Raw genomic sequence first — 19,711 nt, 5'->3', positions numbered from 1 at the left:
GATGACACAGGATCTGATCGCCGAGCTGAACCGGCGAGGCATCAAGCTGCGCCTCAACGACGGCCGCCTGGACGTGGTGGCGCCCGCGGGGGCGCTGACCGACGACCTGCGCGAGAGGCTGCGGCTGGGCAGGGACGAGCTGATCGGCCTGCTGCGGGGCGGCGCCCCGGAGGAGGAGCTGCCGCCGGTCGAACCCCGGCCGCAGGACCGCTACGCGCCGTTCCCGCTGACGGACATTCAGCACGCCTATTGGGTGGGCCGGGGTTCGGCGGTCGAGCTCGGTGGGGTGTCCACGCATCTGTACTTCGAGCTGGAGCGCACCGGGCTGGACATCGCCCGGCTCGAGCAGAGCCTGCGCAAGGTGGTGGACCGGCACGACATGCTGCGGGCGGTCGTCCAGCCGGACGGGCGTCAGCGGATCCTGCCCGAGGTGCCTCCGTACGAGATAGCGGTCACGGATCTGGCCGGGGAGGACGTCCGCGGGCAGGAGGCGGGGATCCTGCGCACCCGGGAGGCGATGGACCATCAGGTGCTGCCGGCCGACCGGTGGCCGCTGTTCGACATCCGCGCCTCGCGGATGGACGCGGCCAGGCTCCGGCTGCACGTGAGCATCGATGTGATGATCCTGGACGGGCTGAGCCTGTACGTACTCTTCCAGGAGTGGCGCCGCTTCTACGAGGAGCCGGGCTGGGAGCCGGAGCCGCTGGCCCTGTCGTACCGCGACCATGTGCTGCACGAGGACGTGCTGCGGGCGGGGAGCCGGTACAAGAAGGACGAGGAGTACTGGCTCGGGCGGCTCGACACGCTGCCGTCGGCTCCGGAACTGCCGTTGGCCGTGCAGCCCGCCCGTGTTGAGCGGACCAGGTTCGGGCGCCGGCACCACCGGATGGACAGCCGTCGCTGGGGGGTCCTCAAGGGCCGGGCGCGCGGCAGGGGTCTGACGGCGTCGGCGGTGCTCATGACGGCGTTCTGCGATGTACTGCGCGTGTGGTCGGCGCAGCCCGATTTCACTTTGAATCTCACTCTTTTCAACCGGCCGCAGGTGCATCCGCAGATCAACAAAGTGATCGGCGACTTCACGACGCTGACGATGCTGGAGTCACGGGCGGGCGAGGCGGACGAGGCGTTCACCGCCCGGGTGGAGAGGCTGCAGCGCCGGCTCATGCAGGACCTGCAGCACATGTCGTACAACGGTGTCCGGGTGCTGCGCGAGCGGGCGCGCCGCTCGGGCGGCGGTCCGGGAGCGGGCATGCCGGTCGTGTTCACCAGCGCTCTGGTGCTGGGCGAGCCCGACGAGGACCCGTCGTCTGGGCTGCGGTTCTTCGGCGAGCGGGTGCACGGGCTGACGCAGACGCCGCAGGTGTGGCTCGACCATCAGGCGTCGGAGGAGGACGGGGACCTCGTCTTCAACTGGGACGCCGTGGAAGAGCTGTTCCCCGCGGGGCTGCTGGACGACATGTTCTCCGCGTACTGCGGTGTGCTGGACGCCCTGGCCGACGAGGAGACCGCCTGGGACCTTCCGGCCGCGCAGTCGCTGCCGTCCTGGCAGGAGGCCGAGCGGGAGCTGGCGAACGGCACGGCGGCCGAGGTGCCCGGCGGCACGCTGTGGTCGTGTTTCGAGGAGCGGGCGGCGCTCGACCCCGGAGCGGTGGCGGTCGTAGACGAGGACGGCGAGGCGACGTACGGGGGGCTCGCCGCTCGCTCTCGGCAGTTGGCCAGGCGGCTCCGGAGGCTGGGGGCGGCGCCCGACACGCTGATCGCGGTGGTGCTGGAGAAGGGGTGGCGGCAGGCGGCGGGCGTTCTGGGTGTGCAGGGCGCGGGTGCGGCGTACCTGCCGGTCGATCCGCAGTGGCCGGAGGCACGGCGCAGTGAGCTGCTGGCGCTGGGCGAGGTACGGGTCGTGGTCACTTCACGGCAGCTGCGGGAGGCCCTTGCCTGGCCGCGGGACGTACGCGTCGTGACCTTCGAGGACGCGGAGGTGCTGGAGGAGTCGGCGGAGCCGCTGGAGGGGGGCCCTGCCCCCGATGATCTGGCGTACGTGATCTACACATCGGGTTCGACGGGCCGTCCCAAGGGTGTGGTGATCAACCACCGTGCCGCCGTGAACACGGTGGCCGACATCAACCGGCGCTTCGGGGTGGGACCGGCCGACCGGGTGCTGGCGGTGTCGGCGCTGAGCTTCGACCTGTCCGTGTACGACATCTTCGGTGTGCTCGCCGCCGGCGGCTGCGTCGTATTCCCGTCTCCTTCCCGGGTCCAGGACCCGGCGCACTGGAGCGAGCTGGTGGAGCGGCACGGTGTCACGCTGTGGAACTCGGTGCCGGCGCTGATGCAGGCGTGGGTGGAGTCGCGCGGGAGAGGGGCCGTCTTCGCCGACTCGTCGCTGCGGGTGGCGCTGCTGAGCGGCGACTGGATTCCGGTGGCCCTGCCGGACGCCGTGCGGGCGCAGCACCTCAAGGCCGAGGTGGTCAGTCTCGGCGGCGCGACCGAGGCGTCGATCTGGTCGGTGTGCTGTCCGATCGGTGACGTGCCCGCGCACTGGACGCGGATTCCGTACGGCAAGCCGCTGACCAACCAGACGCTGCACGTGTACGACGCGGCCCTGCGGCCGTGCCCGGTGTGGACGACCGGTGAGATCTACATCGGCGGCGTGGGTGTGGCCCGGGGCTACTGGGCGGACGAGGAGCGGACGGCTGAAAGGTTCATCGTCCATCCGGTGACCGGTGACCGGCTGTACCGCACCGGTGACCTCGGCCGCTACCTGCCAGGCGGTGACATCGAGTTCCTGGGGCGCCAGGACCACCAGGTGAAGATCAACGGGTACCGCATCGAACTGGACGAGATCGCAGCGGCGCTGCGCTCCCGCCCGGGGGTCGGCGAGGCGGTCGTCGGTGTGGACGTCGACCCGCGCACGGGACACCGCCAGTTGGTGGCCCATGTCGTTCCGGAGACGGACGACGGGACGGAGGGTGCGGACGGTGAGGCGGCGTGGCAGCCCGCTCTCGACGCGTGCCGGGCAGCCGTGCGGGAAGGCACGGACGGCGGGGCGCGCGAGCTGGCCGCGTACCGCTCGGTGCTGGAGCAGCTGGAGAAGCTGTGCACGCCGCTCATCGCGCGGACCTTCGCGCAACTGGGCGCTTTCACCCGGGCGGGTGACACGGCATGCGCTGCCTCGTTGACCGAGCGCTGTGGGCTGCGGCCCGGATACCGCGCGCTGCTGGACCGCTGGCTGACGACGCTGGCGAGCGAGGGCCTGCTGGAACGGACGGGCGACGGCGACCGGTTCCGATGTACCCGGGCCTTCCACGAGGGGGAGCTGGGCGAACGGTTCGGCCGTGGCCTGGAGGCCGTACGTGCCGAAGGCGGCGCCAAGGTACTGGTGGACTACTTCGCGGCGTGCGCGGGGCGTCAGGTGGCCCTGCTGCGCGGGGACGTCAGCCCGCTCCAGCTGCTGCTGCCGGGCGGTGACTGGCAGGTCGCGGAGGCCCTGTACGCGGGCAACCCGGTGTCGGCGCTGCTGAACACCGCCGCGGCCCGTACGGTGCGCGGCTATCTGGACGCGCGGTCGCCGGCGGAACCGCTGCGCGTCCTGGAGGTCGGCGCGGGCACGGGGGCGACGTCGGCGCGGGTGCTGCCGGAACTGCCCGACGGGCGTACCCGCTACGCGTTCACGGATGTGTCGACGTACTTCACCGAGCGGGCCAGGAGCCGCTTCGCCGCGTACCCGTTCGTCGACTACGGCGTGTTCGACATCGACCGGGACCCCGCGGGGCAGGGGCGCACGCCCGGCTCGGTGGATGTGGTGATCGCGGCGAACGTGCTGCACGACGCGCGGGACCTGGGCCGGACTCTGGAGCGGCTGCGCGGCCTCCTGGCCCCGGGAGGCCTGCTGCTCCTCCTGGAGGGGACCGTCAACTCGGCCCAGCAGATGGTGACCGTCGGTTTCGTCGAGGGGCTGGCGCAGGAGCACTCCGGTGACCGGCTGCCGCTGCTGTCCGTGCCGCAGTGGCGCTCGGCCGTCGAGGCGGCCGGGTTCAGCGGCTTCACGCCGCTGCCCGGCGAGGGCTCGGATCTCGACTTCCACGGCCAGCAGCTGATGATCGCTCAGGCGCCGGGCGGGGCGGCCGCGCTGGATCCGGCGGGTCTGCGGCAGGCCCTGGAGGGGCTGCTGCCGGGCTACATGGTGCCGCGCCATGTGCTGTTGATCGACCGTCTCCCGCTCAGCGCGAACGGGAAGGTCGACCGGGCGGCGCTGCCCGCGCCGTGGAGCGAGTCGGGCGCCGCGGAGCGGGTGGCTCCGCGCGACGACGTGGAACGGCGCCTGTTCGAGATCTGGTCCGAGGCGCTCGGCAGCGACGGTTTCGGCGTCACGGACGACTTCTTCGACCTCGGTGGGGACTCACTGCACGCGGTGAGCATCCTTGGCCGGCTGCAGGAGGAGTTCGGCCTGGACAGGGCCGCGGACGAGGGGCTGGAGATCCTTTTCGACCATCCGACGATCGCCGAGTTGTGCGACGTACTGCGCGCCGAGGCGGGAGCGAAGGCGGATGGCTGACCACGACCGGTCGTCGGGCTGGGACGACGTGGTGGTGGGCGCGGGTTCGGCCGGCGCCGCGCTCGCCGCCCGGCTCTCCGGGCACGGGGGCCGCAGGGTGCTGCTGGTCGAGGCCGGTGTGGAGCGGCTGGCCGAGCCGGCCGCATCGGCGCCGCTCGGCATGGCCGTCCTGTCGGGCTACAACTGGGACTATTCGGCGTTCGTCGGCCCCGCGCCGCGCGGGCGGCGCGCCCCGTACAGCGTCGGCAAGATGCTGGGTGGCTCTTCCGCGGTGAATGGGGCGATCGCGCTCCGCGGCCTGCCCGCGGACTTCGACGGCTGGGCGGCGGCGGGCAACCACGAGTGGGCATGGGACGCGGTCCTTCCGTACTTCCGCGCACTGGAGGCGGACGCCGACTTCGAGGGCGCGGAACACGGCCGCGACGGTCCCGTGCCGGTGCGCCGTCCGGCACCCTGCGACTACGATCCGGCGGCCGTCGCGTTCCTCGGCGCCTGCCGTGCGCACGACCTGGCCGAGGTGGCCGACATGAACGCCTCCGGTGACCCGGGCGCCGGCCCGGTACCGAGCAACGAGCGCGCGGGTCGCCGGGTCTCGTCGGCGGACGCCTATCTGTGCCTCGGGCCGGGCACGCCCGGCCCGACGGTGTGGACGCGGACCAGGGCCACCCGGGTGCTGCTCTCCGGCTCCCGGGCCGTGGGAGTGGAGGTCGTACGGGACGGCGGGCTCACCCGCGTGCACGCCGACCGGGTCACGGTGTGCGCGGGCGGTGTCAACTCACCTCTGCTGCTCGAGCGTTCGGGGATCGGGGACGCGCGTCGGCTGACCGAAGCCGGCGTCGTACCGGTCGTGGACCTGCCCGGGGTCGGCGCCGATCTCGCCGATCACGCGGCGGTGATGCTGTGGGCACAGCCCCGGCCCGGCGTGTGCCGCAAGGGAGCTCCCTGGCATCAGGTGATGGGCCGGGTCGGGCCCGCCGGGGCGTCCCCGGATCTCGCCCTGTTCCTGGCGGGCAACGTCACGGACGACTCGATCCCCGAGGTCGGCTCGGTCATGGACGAGCGAATCGCCCTGGCGGTGTCGGTGATGCTGCTCGACTCGCGTTCCCGGGGGTCCGTTCATGTGTCGGGCCCCTCACCGGACGCGGAACCGGTGATCACGCTGGCCCTGGCGTCCGAACCCCGGGACATGGAGCGGCTGATGGCCGGAGTGCGGCTGGCCCGCTCGCTGCTCTCCTCCCCGCAGATGGCCGAGGTACTGGAGCACGTCCTGCTGTGGACCGACCCGCTGGTGTCCGACGATTCGCGGCTGCGGCGGGCGGTGAGCCGGTTCGTCACGCCGCTGGGGCACGTGTCGGGCACGGCCCGGATGGGGCCCGACGACGACCCCATGGCCGTGGTCGACCAGTACGGCCGCGTCCGTCAGCTGGAGAACCTTCGTGTGGCCGACGCCTCGGTGATGCCGTCACCGCTGCGTGCCACGCCGAACCTGAGCTGCATCATGATCGCCGAGAGGGTGGCCGCATGGATGGCCTGACGAACTACGCACACACCGGGGCGGGCCGCCCGGCCACGCCCACCGACTGGGAGGTGCGCTGGCATCCGGTGAGCAGCCCGCGGCTGCGGCTGTTCTGTCTTCCGCACGCGGGCGGCGGCGCGCTCGCCTACCGATTGTGGGCGCAGTCCCTGGCACCGGACATCGAGGTCGTCGCGATCCGCCTGCCGGGACGCGAGTCCCGCTTCCGGGAAATGCCGTTCACCAGCCTCGACGACCTGGTGCCGGCGCTGGTGAAGGACCTCGCACCGCTGCTCGACGAACCACACGCCTGGTTCGGGCACAGCATGGGAGCCCTGCTGGCGTTCGAGGCGTGCCGGCTCAGCCGCGAACTGGGGGCGCCGCGGGCGCGCCGGCTGCTCGTCTCCGGACGGCCGGCTCCCCATCTGCCGCTGCGCGGCAAGCCCGTGCACGACGCCCCACAGGCCGATCTGATCGCCCGGCTGCGCGCCAACCGGGGCACCCCTGACGAGGTGCTGGACGATGCGGTCGCGATGGCGGCGCTGACGCCGATGCTGCGCGCCGACTACGCGGTGGCCGAGACCTATGTGTTCCGCCCCGAGGAGCCGCTGGACATCCCCGTCTCGGCGTTCGGTGGCAGCGAGGATCCGCTGGCCACCGACGAGGAGCTGCGGGCCTGGCGCGAGCACACGACGGCGCCGTGCACCGTCCGCGGCTACCCCGGCGGCCATTTCTACCTGCACGAGGAACCCGCGCCGTTGCTGCGGGTCATCACGTCCGATCTGCTCCAGGGGGAAGTCCATGACTGACACAGATCTCGGGCAGCCGGACGAGGCCGGCCAGTGGGACGTCACGCGCCTGCCGTACGACGCGTCGAAGCAGTTCCCGCTGACCGACATCCAGTCGGCGTATCTCGTGGGCAAGAGCCGGCTGATGGACCTCGGCGGCATGCAGCAGTACTACATCGAGCTGGACGCGGCCGGCTTCGATCCGGAGCGGGCCGAGGAGGCTCTGGCGCTCCTGGTGGGCCGTCACGAGACGCTGCGGACGGTGATGCTGGAGGAGGGCAAGGGACGCGTCCTGGACACCGGGCGGCTGCCCCGGATCCCGGTCCGTGTGGTGGACCTGACGGGCCTCGGCGCGGCGGAGCGGGAGGCGGGGCTGCTCGCGACCCGCGAGCGCATGTGCACCAGGGGCCTGGATCCCACCGCGTGGCCGCTCTTCGAGGTCGTCGCCAGCCGCCTGCGCGGGCAACGCCATCGAGTGCACCTGCGCTACAGCCTGGTGCTCGTCGACGCGCCGAGCCTGGGCACGGCGATCAACGAGTGGCTGGAGCTGTACCACGACCCGCAGGTCCGGCTGCCGCCGGTGGAGCGGACGTTCCGCGCCTGGCGGGCGGACCTGCTGGAGTACGAGCGGGGTGAGGAGTTCGGCAAGCACTGGGACTACTGGCAGGAGCGGCTGGACACTCTGCCGGAGGCGCCACAGCTGCCGATGGTGCGTGAGCCGGGCAGCATCGACGCGGTCTCGTTCACCGGCCGCACGGCGTTCCTGAGCGCCGGGCAATGGCAGCGTTTCTGCGCCAACTTCCGCAAGCACAAGGTACTTCCGGCCACTGCGCTGATGCATGTCCTGTCCGAGGCCATCGGTGCGTGGGCCGCCACGCCGCACTTCTGCCTGAACGTGGTGCACCTGAATCTGGTGGCCCGGCACGGCGGCCCCCCGGTCGTGGGACAGCGCACGGCGACTCTGCCGCTCGAAGTGGACCAGCGGGGCGACACGTCGTTCTGGGACCGGGCCAGGCTGCTGCAGCGCCGGCTGTGGAAGGACGTGTCGCACTCGGACGTCACGGGAGTGCGCATCAGCCGTGAACTGGCGGCCCGGCACGGCTGGACACAGCGGGCGGCGTTCCCGTACGTGTTCACCAGCAACCAGGGCCCCGGATGGGACACCCCGCCCGCCCGGCGCAGGCCGGCGTTCCGGCCGGTCGAACGAGTCCAGCACACCCCGCAGGTGCTGCTCGACAATCAGATACGGGACCTGCCGGACGGCGGGGTCGCCTCCAACATCGACTTCGTGGACAGCGCGTTCCCGCCAGGGCTGCCCGACATGTTCGCCGACGCCTACCGGCAACTGCTGCAGGCGCTGTCGGAGCCGGACGGCGCCGAACACGAGCCCGACCCGGTCCCGGCGGCGCACCGGACGCTGATCGACGGGCTCAACCCCGCCACGGCCGCGCAGCCGGACGGCCGTCTCGAGGACGGATTCCTGCGGCAGGCGGCGCTGCGGCCGGACGAGCCGGCCGTGGTGACGTCGAAGCGCACCCTCACGTACGGGGAACTGGAGGCCCGGTCACGATCCGTCGCCCGGTGGCTGCTGGAGAACGGGGTGGGGCGCGGGGACGTCGTGCCCGTCGTGATGGCCAAGGGCTGGGAGCAGGTGGTGGCCGTGCTGGGCGCGCTGCGGGCCGGGGCCGCCTATGTGCCCGTCGACGCGGGCATGCCGGCTGGTCCGATGTGCGATCTGCTGCGCGAGTGCTCGGCCCGCGCGGTTCTCGTCCAGTCCCACAGCTTTCCCGGTCTCGACGGCCTCGACCGGCCGGTGGCCGTTCTGCCGGTCGACGAGGCGGCACCCGGGGGCGGACCGCTGCCCTGGGTGGACGGCCGGCCGGACGACCTGGCGTACGTCATTTACACCTCGGGCTCCACAGGCCGCCCCAAGGGGGTGATGATCGAGCACCGCAGCGCGGTGAACACGGTGCTGGACGTCAATGACCGGGTCTCGCTGGCCCCCGGTGACCGGGTCTTCGGCATTTCGTCGCTGGCGTTCGACCTGTCCGTGTGGGACGTGTTCGGGTCACTCGCGGCCGGCGCGGCCCTGGTGATCCCCGATCCGGCTCCGCTGCCCGACCCGCTCGCCTGGGCGCGGTCGGCCAGGGAGCACGGGGTGACCGTGTGGAACTCGGTTCCGGCGCTCGCCGAGATGCTGGTCGAGGTGGCGGAGGAGCGCCCCGAGCTCGGCCGCCCCGCGGTGCGCGCCTTCCTGCTCAGCGGCGACTGGGTGCCGACCACCCTGCCCGGCCGGATGCGGCAGCTGTGGGACGATCCACGGATCGTCGCGATGGGCGGTGCGACCGAGGCCGCGATCTGGTCGAACATCCATGAGGTGGGCGAGGTCGATCCTGGCTGGCGCAGCGTCCCTTACGGCCGCCCGCTGACGAACCAGACGATGAAGGTCCTCGACCACCGGCTCGATGTGCGTCAGCCGTGGGCCGTCGGCCGGATCCACATCGGCGGAGCCGGGCTGGCGCGCGGCTACTGGCAGGACGAGGAGCGGACCGCCGAGCGTTTCATCACCCATCCCACGACGGGTGAGCGGCTCTACTGGACGGGTGATCTCGGCCGCTACTGGCCGGACGGCACGATCGAGTTCCTCGGCCGTGAGGACCGGCAGGTGAAGATTCTCGGCTACCGGGTCGAACCGGGCTCGGTGGAGGCCGCGCTGCGCGGTCACCCGGCGGTACGCGAGTGCGCCGTGTGCGTCGATGACGCGCCGGGCGGACAGCGAAGGCTCGTGGCGCTGGTCGTGCCGGAGCCCGGAGAAGCTCTCGAGAGCTCGGCGGTAGTGGCGTATCTGCGCTCGCATCTGCCGCACTACATGATCCCCGGGCACACCCAGATCGTCGAACAGCTGCCGCTGACCGCGAACGGCAAGGTGGACGCCAGCCGGGCGCTTGCCCAGTTGACCGTTCCGGAGAGCGACGCGGTCGCGGGGAACGACAGTCCGTTGCTGAAGCAGCTCGCCGAGCTGTGGGCGGAGCTCCTGGAGGTCCCGTCGGTCGATCCGGACGCCAGCTTCTTCGCGCTGGGCGGCAATTCGCTCCTGGCCCTGCGGATGGTGAACCGGGTGCACACGGAGTTCGGTGCCGATCTGCCGCTGGGGCGGGTCTTCGAGGCACCGACGGTACGGGAGTTCGCGGCCTGCATCGGCGAGGACGCGACCGAACGGGCGGACTGCGCGGTACGGCTGGCCGGCGCCACCGGGGAAGCCGGTAACACGCGAGTGGCCGGTGAGGAGATGTTCCTCTTCCATGTGATGGGCGGCTCGGTCGCCCCGTACGTACCGCTGGCCCGGGCCTGGCCCGGTCCGGTGTACGCCTTCCAGAGCCGTCCCCATGTCGACCTGTCGGACGAGGCGTTCGCCCCCGATCTCCGGGCGATGGCCGCCGGGTACGCCGAGGAGCTGCTGCGTCTCAAGCCCGAGGGACCGTACCTCCTCGGCGGCTGGTCCATGGGTGGCTTCCTCGCGTACCAGGTCGCCTGTCTGCTGCGGGAGTCCGGACACCGGGCGCGGGTGTTCATGCTGGACGCGCGCATCACCGATCTGCGGCCGGCCGACAGCGAGCTGGGGCGTCATCTGGCCTTCCTGGTGACGCTGGCCCTCGGCCCGCCGCCGGCCGGCGCCGAGGAGTCGATCCGGGCAGCGGCGCCCGGCGAGGCCGCCCGCGCCGCCCGGGACGCCTGTGTCGCGCACGGGCTGCTGCCCGAAGAGGTGGATGTGGCTGGCTACGAGAGGCTGCTGAGGATCCATCAGCACGAGACCGAGGTGACGGCGGCATGGCGACCCGGGCCGTACGACGGCCCGACGCTGGCGTACGTGGCGACGCGGGAGCCCCGGCCGGACTCGGTGGACATCTGGCGGGCCGCGTGTCCCGGCATCGACGTCGAGCCGGTAGCGACCGACCACTCGGGCATCGGCAGGCCGGAACGGCAGGAGGCTGTCGCGGCGCACCTGGCGACCTGGCTGACGCGTCAGGCGTAGGCGCGCCCGTTCGGGGGCCGTGCCGGACGGGTTCGCCGCCGTCCGGCACGGCCCTCGCGCGTACCGTCCCGGTTTCCGAGCAGTTTGGGAGAAGGGCGGCCCCCTTCGCGCGAGCACAATCGAGGGTGGTGCCACGACGCGCGTGGTGACGAGTCCACCATCGACGGGGGAGCCCATGGGTTCGGCAGGCAGGCACGCAGTGATTGTCGGAGGCTCCATAGGCGGGGTGGTGACGGCGCACGTACTGGCGTCCCGGTTCGACCGGGTGACGGTGCTGGACCGTGACGAGCTGCCGGAGGACGGCCGGGACCGGCGTGGCGTGCCGCAGGCCGGGCACGCGCACACGCTGCTCATGGAGGGCCGGGCGAAGCTGGAGAGCCTGTTCCCCGGCATCACGGACGAACTGGTGGCCAACGGAGCGGTTCCGTTCGACCCCGCCCACGGCGTGCTCTTCTTCCAGTCAGGACGGCCTCGTATCCGCTTCTACAGCGGCAGGCTCCAGATCACGATGAGCCGGCCGTTCCTGGAGCGCACGCTGCGCGTCCGGGTCAGGAAGCATTCCAACGTCGACATCCGCGACCGGACCGCGGTGTCCGGTTTCCTCGGCGGGCGCGAACGCGTCACCGGCGTCGTACTGGAGGACGGCGGGACGATCGAGGCCGATCTCGTGGTCGACGCCACGGGGCGCAGCGCCCGCCGTACGGACCGCTGGCTGGAGGCCATCGGCTGCCCCGTACCGCGGGAGTCGTCGGTGCGGATCGACGTCGGCTACACCACGCGGCTGTACCGCCGCGGCTCGGAGCGGCTGGCGCAGGGTGCGCTCGCCTACGCGTACACGGGCATCCCCCCGCACGACAAGCGGGCGGTCGCGGTGGCTCCCATCGAGGGCGGCCGCTGGATCGTGACACTGGGCGGCTGGCATCGGGCGCACGCGCCCGTGGACCCGGCAGGTTTCGAGAAGTTCGCCGCCGAACTGCCCACCTCCCACATCTCGGAGCTGCTTTCGCAGGCCGAGCCCCTGGACGACGGGGACGCGCGCCTGTTCACGGCGCCGACCGCCCGGCGGCGCCACTACGAGCGGCTCGTCGCACCCCCGGCGGGCTTCGCGGCGGTCGGTGACGCCATCTGTTCCTTCAATCCGCTGTACGGACAGGGCATGACGGTCGCCGTTCAGGAGGCGATCGAGCTCGGGCGGTGTCTCGACCGTTCCCGGGGCGCCTCCGCGGAAATGACCCGCGGTTACTTCCGCGAGGCGTCGAGGATCATCGACACCCCGTGGATGATCTCGACGGAGGGCGACCTGATGTTCCCCGAGACCGTCGGCCACCGGCCGTTCGGGTATGCCCTGCGCACCTGGTACCTGGAGCGGGTGATTCTGGCTTCCCATGTGTCGCCGTACATCCACCGCCGACTGCTGGAAGTCACCGGTCTGGTGGCGGAGCCGAAGGTCCTGTTCACCCCGCGCAGCATCGTGCGGGCCCTGGCGGCCGCGCGCCGTTCGCCGGCGCGGCGCACTCCCCCGGTGTCCGAGCCGGTCTGAACACCGTGCCGTCCGTGACCGGCGTCCCCTGCCACGGACGGCACGGCAGGCTGCCGTGCCGGCAGCTGTCGCTGCTTCAGCGCAGCCAGGAGGGCACGTCGGTGATCCGCAGTACGGCGGTCGAAGCCGACCAGCCGGGTGCCGCCGCGTGCAGCATCACATGGTCGCCGGGCGCGAGCCGGCCGTCCGCCAGCAGCCGTTCGAGCGTAATGACCTGGTCGCAGGCACCGATGTGGCCGATGTGCCGGCCGATCTCCCAGCTGGAACGGTCGGCGGGGATGCCCAGCGGCTGAAGGAACCACTGGTCGATCGCGCGGCCATCGGCGTTGAGCGAGACGAGAGCGGCGATGTCGGAGGCGTTGAGGTCGGCGTCGACGAGCGAGCGCTGCATCAGATCCAGGCTGAACTTGCTGATGAGTTCGATGGCCTCGGTCATCGGCATCACGCCCTCGGTGAATTCGGCGACGGTCTTCGCCAGGCTGAGCGGCTCGAACCGCGGCTCCTGGGGCGGCAGCAGGTCGTCGTTCCCGCGGTGCCAGCCCTCCAGCTCCGGCAGAGTGCTGGAGTTGATGGCCACGAGCTCCGCGAAGCCACCCGTGGTGCTCAGTACGAGGGCGGCGCCGCCGTCGCCGACGACGACGGCCGGCGCGGATCCGCGCCACCGGTCGATCAGCGGCGTGGAGTAGTTCTCGGCGGAGGTGATCAGTACGCTGCCGCACCGGGCGGCGCCCGTCATCAGACCGGTCGCCATCTCGATACCGGCGAGCGTGCCGTTGCACCCCTGCTTGAGTTCCAGGGACGGGATCGCCCCGAGGCCCAGTTCGCGCAGTACGTATCCGGGCTTCGAAATGTCGTCAGGGCCCTGGTAGAAAGCGCCGGAGTGCAGGTAGGACTCGACCGGCTCCCCGTCGGGGCCCTGCCGGTGCAGGGCGGTACGGGCGGCCGCGACGGCCATGTCGAGGGCGGCGACCTTGCCCGCGACGTGGGTGCCCCGCCAGCCGACGGTGTCGTAGAGCTCCTGGTCGTAGAGGCCTTCGGCGATGGCCTCTACGGCGCTCACCTGCTGCGGCAGGTGGGTACCGAGGGAACTGATGTGGACGCCTTGTACCTTCATGACGATTCTCTCCTGACATCGTTGGCCGCGTCGTGGGCCGTCAACTGCTCGTCCAGGTGCTGTACGAGCCGGGCGGGTGTGGGCAGGTCGCGGACCAGGGTGGACGGCAGTCGCAGACCGGTCGCTCTGCCCAGGCGGTTGCGGAACTCGATCGCGCTGAGTGATTCGAGGCCGAGGTCCTTGAAGGTGAGCGTGGTGTCCACCGCGTCCGCCGTCTCGTACGAGAGAGCCGCGGCCGCTTCGGCTCGTACGAGCTCCAGCAGCAGTCCGCGCCGCTCGGGCTCCCGCAGCCTGCTGAGCCGCGCCCCGAGGCCGCCCCCGGCCGCGGGAGCGGACCCGCGTGCGGCCACCGTCCGGCGGCCGGGAAGCCTCAGCAGCCGCCTCAGCAGCGGGGACACCGCTCCGTCCCGGGCCCGGTCCCGCAGGGCCGCGGTGTCGGCCCGGGCGAGGACCGCTGTGGGATGGCCCAGGGCGAGCGCCGCGTCCAGGAGCTGGGCCGCGTCGGCGGGAGGAAGCGGGACGAAGCCGGGTGTCCGGCGGGCCGAGGAGCCCGCCAGGGGACCCCAGGCGAGGCTGGTGGCGGGGAGGCCCTGTGCGCGGCGGTGCTGGGCGAGAGCGTCGCAGAACATGGCGAGCGCGGCGCGAGCCGGGTCGCCCTGCGTACCCAGCGCCGAGTCGAAGGAGCAGTTGAGGACGAAGGCGTCGAGATCCTTGTCCTGGGTGAGGTGGTGAAGGTTCCAGGCGGCGTCGGCTGCAGGGCGCAGGACGGTGTCGAGTTGGTCGGGGGTGAGGGTTTCGACGGTGGTGTCGTCGAGTACGCCGGCGGTGTGGATGACGGCGGTGAGGGGGTGTTCGGTGGGGATGGTGTTGATGAGGTGGGTGAGTGCGTTGTGGTCGGCGGCGTCGCAGGCGGTGAGGGTGATGTGGGCGCCGAGTGCGGTGAGTTCGGTGCGTAGTTGTTCTGCGCCTTCGGCTTCGGGTCCGCGTCGGCTGGTGAGCAGGAGGCGGGTGACGCCGTGGTGGGTGACGAGGTGGCGTGCGGTGAGCGCGCCGAGTGCGCCCGTACCGCCCGTGACCAGCACCGTGCCACCGGGTGTCCAGACCGTCCCCGCCTTCTCGCCCGCTGGGCCGACGGCCAGCCTGGGAACGCGCAATCTTCCTGCGCGGAGCGCCAGTTGGGGCTCCCCGCTGGCCAGGGCGGCGACTACGGCGCGCTGCGACGCGGGCCGCTCGTCGAGGTCGACGACCGTGCACCTGCCCGGCTCGGTCGAGCGCGCCGCGCTCGCGAGGCCCCACACCACGGCGCCGGCCGGATCGGGGACCGGCTCCCCCGCGACCGAAACGGCGTGCCTGGTCAGGAACACCAGCCGGGTACGGCCGTAACGCCCGCCCGCCGCAGCCGACGCGATCAGATATGCCGCCTGCCGAAGGGACGCGGTGAACCGCCCCGGGACAGCGCCCTCTTCGCCCCCCGCTTCCGCTCCCCCTGCCCCGTGGACGGGACCGTCCCCGGAACGGGCGGAAGGCGCCTCCAGCACGATCACGGTGTCCGGCAGGGGCGCTCCGGCGTCCACCGCCGCGTCGAGGGCATCGACGGTCGGGTACGCCTCCGCGTACGTCCGGGCGGTCATCAGCGCGGACCGCATCGCGTTCCGGTCCTGGCCCACGAGGGCGCACCGCCCCAGCGTCGTGGCCGGAGCGGGCAGGGCGAGGTTCGCCCACTCGACGTGCAGCAGCGGTGCGTGGCGGGCGGGCTGGTCCTTCGCCGGAGTTCCGGTGCCTTGTGCAGCCCCGCCCGCGACGAGCTCCGCCACGGTCATGACGGGCACGCCGGAGTCGTCCGCCAGGGTGAGCGCCACGGCGCCGCCGGCGCCGGGGGCCACCCGGACGCGCAGTGCGGTGGCCCCCGTCGCCAGGAGGGTGACGCCCCGGACGGCGGACGGGACGCCCGCTTGGCCGCGGCCGAGGCCGGCCGTGAGCAGCGCGCTGCGGAGCAGCAAGGGATGGATGCCATACCGCTCGCTGTCCGCGTGGTGTTCCCGGGCCAGCGACACCTCGGCGAAGATCTCCTCCCCCCTGCGCCAGGCGCGGCGCAGGCCGGGTACACCGTCCTGGACCGGGATGCCCGCCGCGTCGGCCGGGGGCCAGACGCTCAGGTCCGGCGGCCCGGACGGGGAGCCGCCTGCCAGGCTGCCCGACGCGTGGCACCGCCACTGCTCGCCGGGCAGGGCGTCCTCGGGCCGGGTGTGGACGAAGAAGGCGTGGCGACCGTCCGTGCCCGGGCCCTCGACCGTGACGCGGAGCTGAACGCCGCCGCGTTCGGGCAGCACGAGGGGGGACTCCAGCGTCATGTCCTCGATACGGTCGCAGGCGACCTGGTCGCCTGCCTGTACGGCGAGTTCCAGCAGCGCCGCCGTCAGGGCTCCGAGGTGCGACAGGCTGGGGTGCGAGCGGGCGGACAGACGTCCGGTGAGCACTGCGCCCCGCCCGTCCGGGAGTTCCACGACGCCGCCGAGCAGCGGATGCTCCGTACTGCCGAGACCCACCGCCGCGCCGCCCGCGCCCGCTCCGTGCGTGGGGTCCAGCCAGTAACGGCTGTGCTGGAAGGGGTACGTGGGCAGGTCGGTCCACGCCGCGCCGGTGCCCTCGAACGCGGCTGTCCAGTCGACGGCTACGCCGCCGGTCCAGATCCGGGCCAGCGCCTCCGTGAAGGACACGTGTTCCGGGCGGCCCGCGCGCAGCGCCGGCACGAAGAGCGGTTCGGGGTCCGCACCGCTGCCGCCGTTCTCCTGCGGCCCCGGGAGCGCACCCGGCCCCATGGTGCTCAGCACGCCGTCGGGGCCGAGTTCCAGGAAGACGGTGACGCCTTCACGGACCAGCGTGCCCACACCGTCCGAGAAACGGACCGTACCGCGCACGTGGCGCACCCAGTAGTCCGGCGACGAGAGTTCCCCGGGACCCGCCAGCCGGCCGGTGACGTTGGAGACCACGGGCAGGCGCGGCTCGTGGAAGGCGAGTCCGGCGACGATCTCCCGGAAGGCGCCGAGCATGGGCTCCATCAGCGGTGAGTGGAAGGCGTGCGAAACCCGCAGGCGTTTGGTCCTGCGACCACGTGCTCGCAGCTCCTCCGCGACCTTCAGTACGGGGCCTTCCTCGCCGGAGACGACCACGGACGTATGCCCGTTGACCGCGGCGATCTCCACCCGCCCCGCGCCGTGGGCGCCGAACTCCGCGAGTACGGCCGCCGTCTCGTCCTCGGCCGCCTCGACTGCCACCATCGCGCCGCCCGGCGGCAGTGCCTGCATCAGGCGGCCCCGGGCGGCGACCAGCCGGGCGGCGTCCGCGAGCGAGAGCACTCCGGCGACGTGGGCGGCGGAGATCTCGCCGATGGAGTGCCCGCCGAGGAAGTCGGGCCGTACGCCCCAGGACTCCATGAGCCGGAACAGCGCCACCTCCACGGCGAACAGACCCGCCTGGGTGTACACGGTCCGGTGCAGCGGTTCGTCGGCGTGCTGCGGTCCACCAACGGCAGGAGCGTCGCCCCCGCGGCCGTCACCCGCCGCGCCGTCACCCGCCGGTGCCCCGTCCCGCGATTCCTGGCCGAAGACCACGTCCCGCACGGATGCCCGTACATGCCCGGCGAGTTCCCGGTCGAGTGCCGCGCAGACGCCGTCGAAGGCCTGCGCGAACACCGGGTACCGCGCGTGCAGTTCCCGTCCCATTCCGGCCCGCTGCGCCCCCTGCCCGGTGAACAGCAGCGCCAGTCGCGCCCCGCCCCGCGCGACGCCCTCGGTCAGTCCGCGGTCGGACTCGCCGGCGGCCAGAGCCTCCAGCGCGGCCCGCAGGTCATCCGTGCCGTTCTCCGCCGTCACCACGGCCCGGTGTTCCAGCGCCGCCCGCCCGGTGGCCAGTGACCAGGCGGTGTCAAGGAGACCGGGCGCCGGCGAGGATCCGGACCAGCGCAGCAGCTGCTGTGCCTGGGCGCGCAGCGCCTTCTCGCCGCGCGCCGAAAGCACCCACGGCACCGGTACGGCGGTCGCGGACGGTTCCGCGTCCCTGGGGGGCGGCGCGGCCGCCCCGGGTGCTTCCTCGATGATCAGGTGCGCGTTGGTGCCGCTGATGCCGTACGACGAGACGGCCGCACGCCGCGGCTGCCCCGTGCGGGGCCACGGCTGTTCGTCGTCGAGGAGCGCCACAGCCCCCGAGTCCCAGTCGGCCCGCGGCGTCGGAACTCGGGCGTTCAAAGTGGCCGGCAGAATCCCGTGGCGCAGGGCCATGACCATCTTGATGACGCCGGCGACACCGGCGGCGGCTTGGGCGTGGCCGATGTTGGACTTGAGCGAGCCGAGCCACAGCGGTCGGGCCGCGGCGCGGTCCTGCCCGTAGACGGCCAGCAGTGCCCGTGCCTCGACCGGGTCGCCGAGCCGGGTGCCGGTGCCGTGCGCCTCGACCGCGTCGATGTCGGCGGGGGAAAGCCGAGCGTCCGCCAGCGCCCGGCGCAAAACGCTCTCCTGGGCGGCGCCGTTCGGCGCGGTCAGGCCGTCGCTCGCTCCGTCGTGGTTGACCGCGGAACCGCGCACCACCGCGAGCACCCGGTGCCCGTGACGTACGGCGTCCGACAGCCGCTCCACCAGCAGGACTCCCACACCTTCGGCCCAGACCGTACCGTTCGCGTCGGCCGAGAAGGGCTTGGCCCGGCCGTCTTCCGCCAGTCCCCGCAGCTTGCTGTACTCGACGAACATGGCCGGTGTGGACATGACGGCCGCGCCCCCGGCGAGCGCGAGCGAGCAGTCACCCCGCTCCAGCGCCCGGCAGGCGAGATGCAGTGCGACGAGCGACGAGGAGGAAGCCGTGTCGACGGTGATCGCCGGCCCTTGGAGCCCGAGCGCGTAGGCGACCCGGCCGGACAGCACGCTGCCCGCGCTGCCGGTCAGGGTCTGGCCTGCCGCGCGGTCCGGCCGCTGTTGCAGGAGCGAGAGATAGTCCTGCCCGCCCGCCCCGGTGAACACCCCGACCCGCTCGCCGCGCAGGGCGTGCGCGTCGATCCCCGCCCGTTCCAGCACCTCCCAGCTCGTCTCGAGGAGCAGCCGCTGCTGGGGGTCCATGGTGAGCGCCTCACGCGGTGAGATGCCGAATAGGCCTGCGTCGAAGCCGGCCACGTCCTCCAGGAAACCCCCCTGGTGGGCGTGGGACGCTCCCGGAGCGTCGCGGTCGGGGGCGAGCAGCGCGTCCAGGTCCCAGCCGCGGTCAGTGGGGAGGGGCGACATGGCCTCACGGCGGGCGGCGAGGAGTGCCCACAGCTCTTCCGGAGTTGTCACACCGCCGGGCAGCCGGCAGCTCATTGCGATGATCGCGACGGGCTCGCGCTCGCCGACGGGTGCTTCGTCCACGGGTGGCCACCTTCAGATGCGGTCGCGTGCGGTTTCTCGGGAGTGGTCCTCAGGAGCGCTTGTCCGGCGGGACGGGTGCGATGCCCAGTTCATTGGTGAGGAAGTCGAAGACCTCGTCGTCGGACGCCGCGTCGAGTCCGCCGCGGGCCGAGGTGCCCGGTCCCGCACCCGGGTCCGTACGGCAGAGATCCATCAGCTCCTGGAGCCGCCCCAGCACACCGGCGCGCATCTCGTCATCGAGCTGCCCGGAAGCCAGGCGTGACCTGAGAGCGTCGAGTTCGGGCAGTGGGTCCGCCGCGGCGGAGTCGTCCGGGCCGGCCGCGAGCAGGGACACAACGTGGTCGCAGAGGCCGGCCGGGGTGGGGTGGTCGAAGGTCAGTGTGGTGGGAAGCCGAAGCCCCGAGGCCTCTGCGAGTTGTCCCTGAAGCTGCAGCGCTGCCAACGAGTCGAACCCCAGATCCTTGAACGTCCGCTGCTCGTCGAGGGGCTGTTCCTCGCCGTGTCCGAGTATCGCGGCCACATGCGATGTGACCAACCGCCGTACGACGGACCGCGTTTCGGCCTCGTCGAGCCCCACCGATACGGCGAGCGCCCGAGGGCTTCGCGACGCCATGGCCTCGGTGCCGGTGTCCCGCACATCCGGGAACTCCTCTGTACTCGGCATGTCTCCCCCACGTCTGCTCGGTGTGAGCCAGTGGGGTGTGTGTTGGAAGGGGTAGGTGGGGAGGGGGGTGTGGTGTGTGGGGGTGGGGGTGTGGTGGGTCCAGTTGATGGGGTG

8 protein-coding genes are annotated in these 19,711 nt (G+C 72.4%); 5 read left to right on the top strand and 3 right to left on the bottom strand.

The features are described from left to right. Nucleotide 1: 1 nt before the first annotated feature. From ACWIHY_RS36655 to ACWIHY_RS36635, 5 genes are all read left to right on the top strand, one after another. The gene (locus ACWIHY_RS36655) at nt 2-4,555 is read left to right on the top strand and encodes an amino acid adenylation domain-containing protein (protein ID WP_454380833.1); all 4,554 of its coding nucleotides are present in this window, start codon (nt 2-4) and stop codon (nt 4,553-4,555) included. Beyond that, nucleotides 4,548-6,089 (top strand): GMC family oxidoreductase, encoded by a 1,542-nt coding sequence (locus ACWIHY_RS36650; protein WP_454380831.1) that lies wholly within the window; start codon nt 4,548-4,550, stop codon nt 6,087-6,089. Before ACWIHY_RS36655 ends, ACWIHY_RS36650 begins: the two co-directional genes overlap by 8 nt. After that, on the top strand, nt 6,077-6,877 hold the full coding sequence (locus ACWIHY_RS36645) for a thioesterase II family protein (RefSeq protein WP_454380829.1): 801 nt from the start codon (nt 6,077-6,079) through the stop codon (nt 6,875-6,877). The genes ACWIHY_RS36650 and ACWIHY_RS36645 overlap by 13 nt, the downstream gene beginning before the upstream one ends. Further along, nucleotides 6,870-10,889, top strand: coding sequence for a non-ribosomal peptide synthetase (locus ACWIHY_RS36640; RefSeq protein WP_454380827.1), 4,020 nt, complete (start codon nt 6,870-6,872; stop codon nt 10,887-10,889). Before ACWIHY_RS36645 ends, ACWIHY_RS36640 begins: the two co-directional genes overlap by 8 nt. 199 nt (nt 10,890-11,088) lie before the next feature. Continuing rightward, nucleotides 11,089-12,429, top strand: a complete 1,341-nt coding sequence (locus ACWIHY_RS36635) for an FAD-dependent oxidoreductase (RefSeq protein ID WP_454380825.1) — start codon at nt 11,089-11,091, stop codon at nt 12,427-12,429. A 76-nt stretch (nt 12,430-12,505) separates the two neighbouring features. Here ACWIHY_RS36635 and ACWIHY_RS36630 read toward each other — a convergent pair whose 3' ends face one another. The 3 genes from ACWIHY_RS36630 to ACWIHY_RS36620 are packed head-to-tail and all read right to left on the bottom strand — an operon-like array spanning nt 12,506 to nt 19,597. Then, complete coding sequence (locus ACWIHY_RS36630; protein WP_454380823.1) at nt 12,506-13,543, bottom strand: ketoacyl-ACP synthase III family protein; 1,038 nt, start codon at nt 13,541-13,543, stop codon at nt 12,506-12,508. Then, nucleotides 13,540-18,933 carry a type I polyketide synthase gene (locus tag ACWIHY_RS36625; RefSeq protein ID WP_454380822.1) on the bottom strand — a complete coding sequence of 1,798 codons (5,394 nt, stop codon included), beginning with the start codon at nt 18,931-18,933 and terminating at the stop codon, nt 13,540-13,542. The genes ACWIHY_RS36630 and ACWIHY_RS36625 overlap by 4 nt, the downstream gene beginning before the upstream one ends. 49 nt (nt 18,934-18,982) lie before the next feature. Beyond that, nucleotides 18,983-19,597 carry an acyl carrier protein gene (locus tag ACWIHY_RS36620; protein ID WP_454380821.1) on the bottom strand — a complete coding sequence of 205 codons (615 nt, stop codon included), beginning with the start codon at nt 19,595-19,597 and terminating at the stop codon, nt 18,983-18,985. Between the last annotated feature and the right edge of the window lie 114 nt (nt 19,598-19,711).

It is taken from the genome of Streptomyces sp. NPDC055287 (genome assembly GCF_053646035.1).
The sequence above is the reverse complement of the archived record's forward strand: the minus strand, read 5'-3'. Positions and strand labels throughout refer to the sequence as shown.

Coding starts and splice junctions, on each gene's coding strand:
- ACWIHY_RS36655 (WP_454380833.1), top strand. CDS start 2: ATGACACAGGATCTGATCGCCGAGCTGAACCGGCGAGGCATCAAGCTG.
- ACWIHY_RS36650 (WP_454380831.1), top strand. CDS start 4,548: ATGGCTGACCACGACCGGTCGTCGGGCTGGGACGACGTGGTGGTGGGC.
- ACWIHY_RS36645 (WP_454380829.1), top strand. CDS start 6,077: ATGGATGGCCTGACGAACTACGCACACACCGGGGCGGGCCGCCCGGCC.
- ACWIHY_RS36640 (WP_454380827.1), top strand. CDS start 6,870: ATGACTGACACAGATCTCGGGCAGCCGGACGAGGCCGGCCAGTGGGAC.
- ACWIHY_RS36630 (WP_454380823.1), bottom strand. CDS start 13,543: ATGAAGGTACAAGGCGTCCACATCAGTTCCCTCGGTACCCACCTGCCG.
- ACWIHY_RS36620 (WP_454380821.1), bottom strand. CDS start 19,597: ATGCCGAGTACAGAGGAGTTCCCGGATGTGCGGGACACCGGCACCGAG.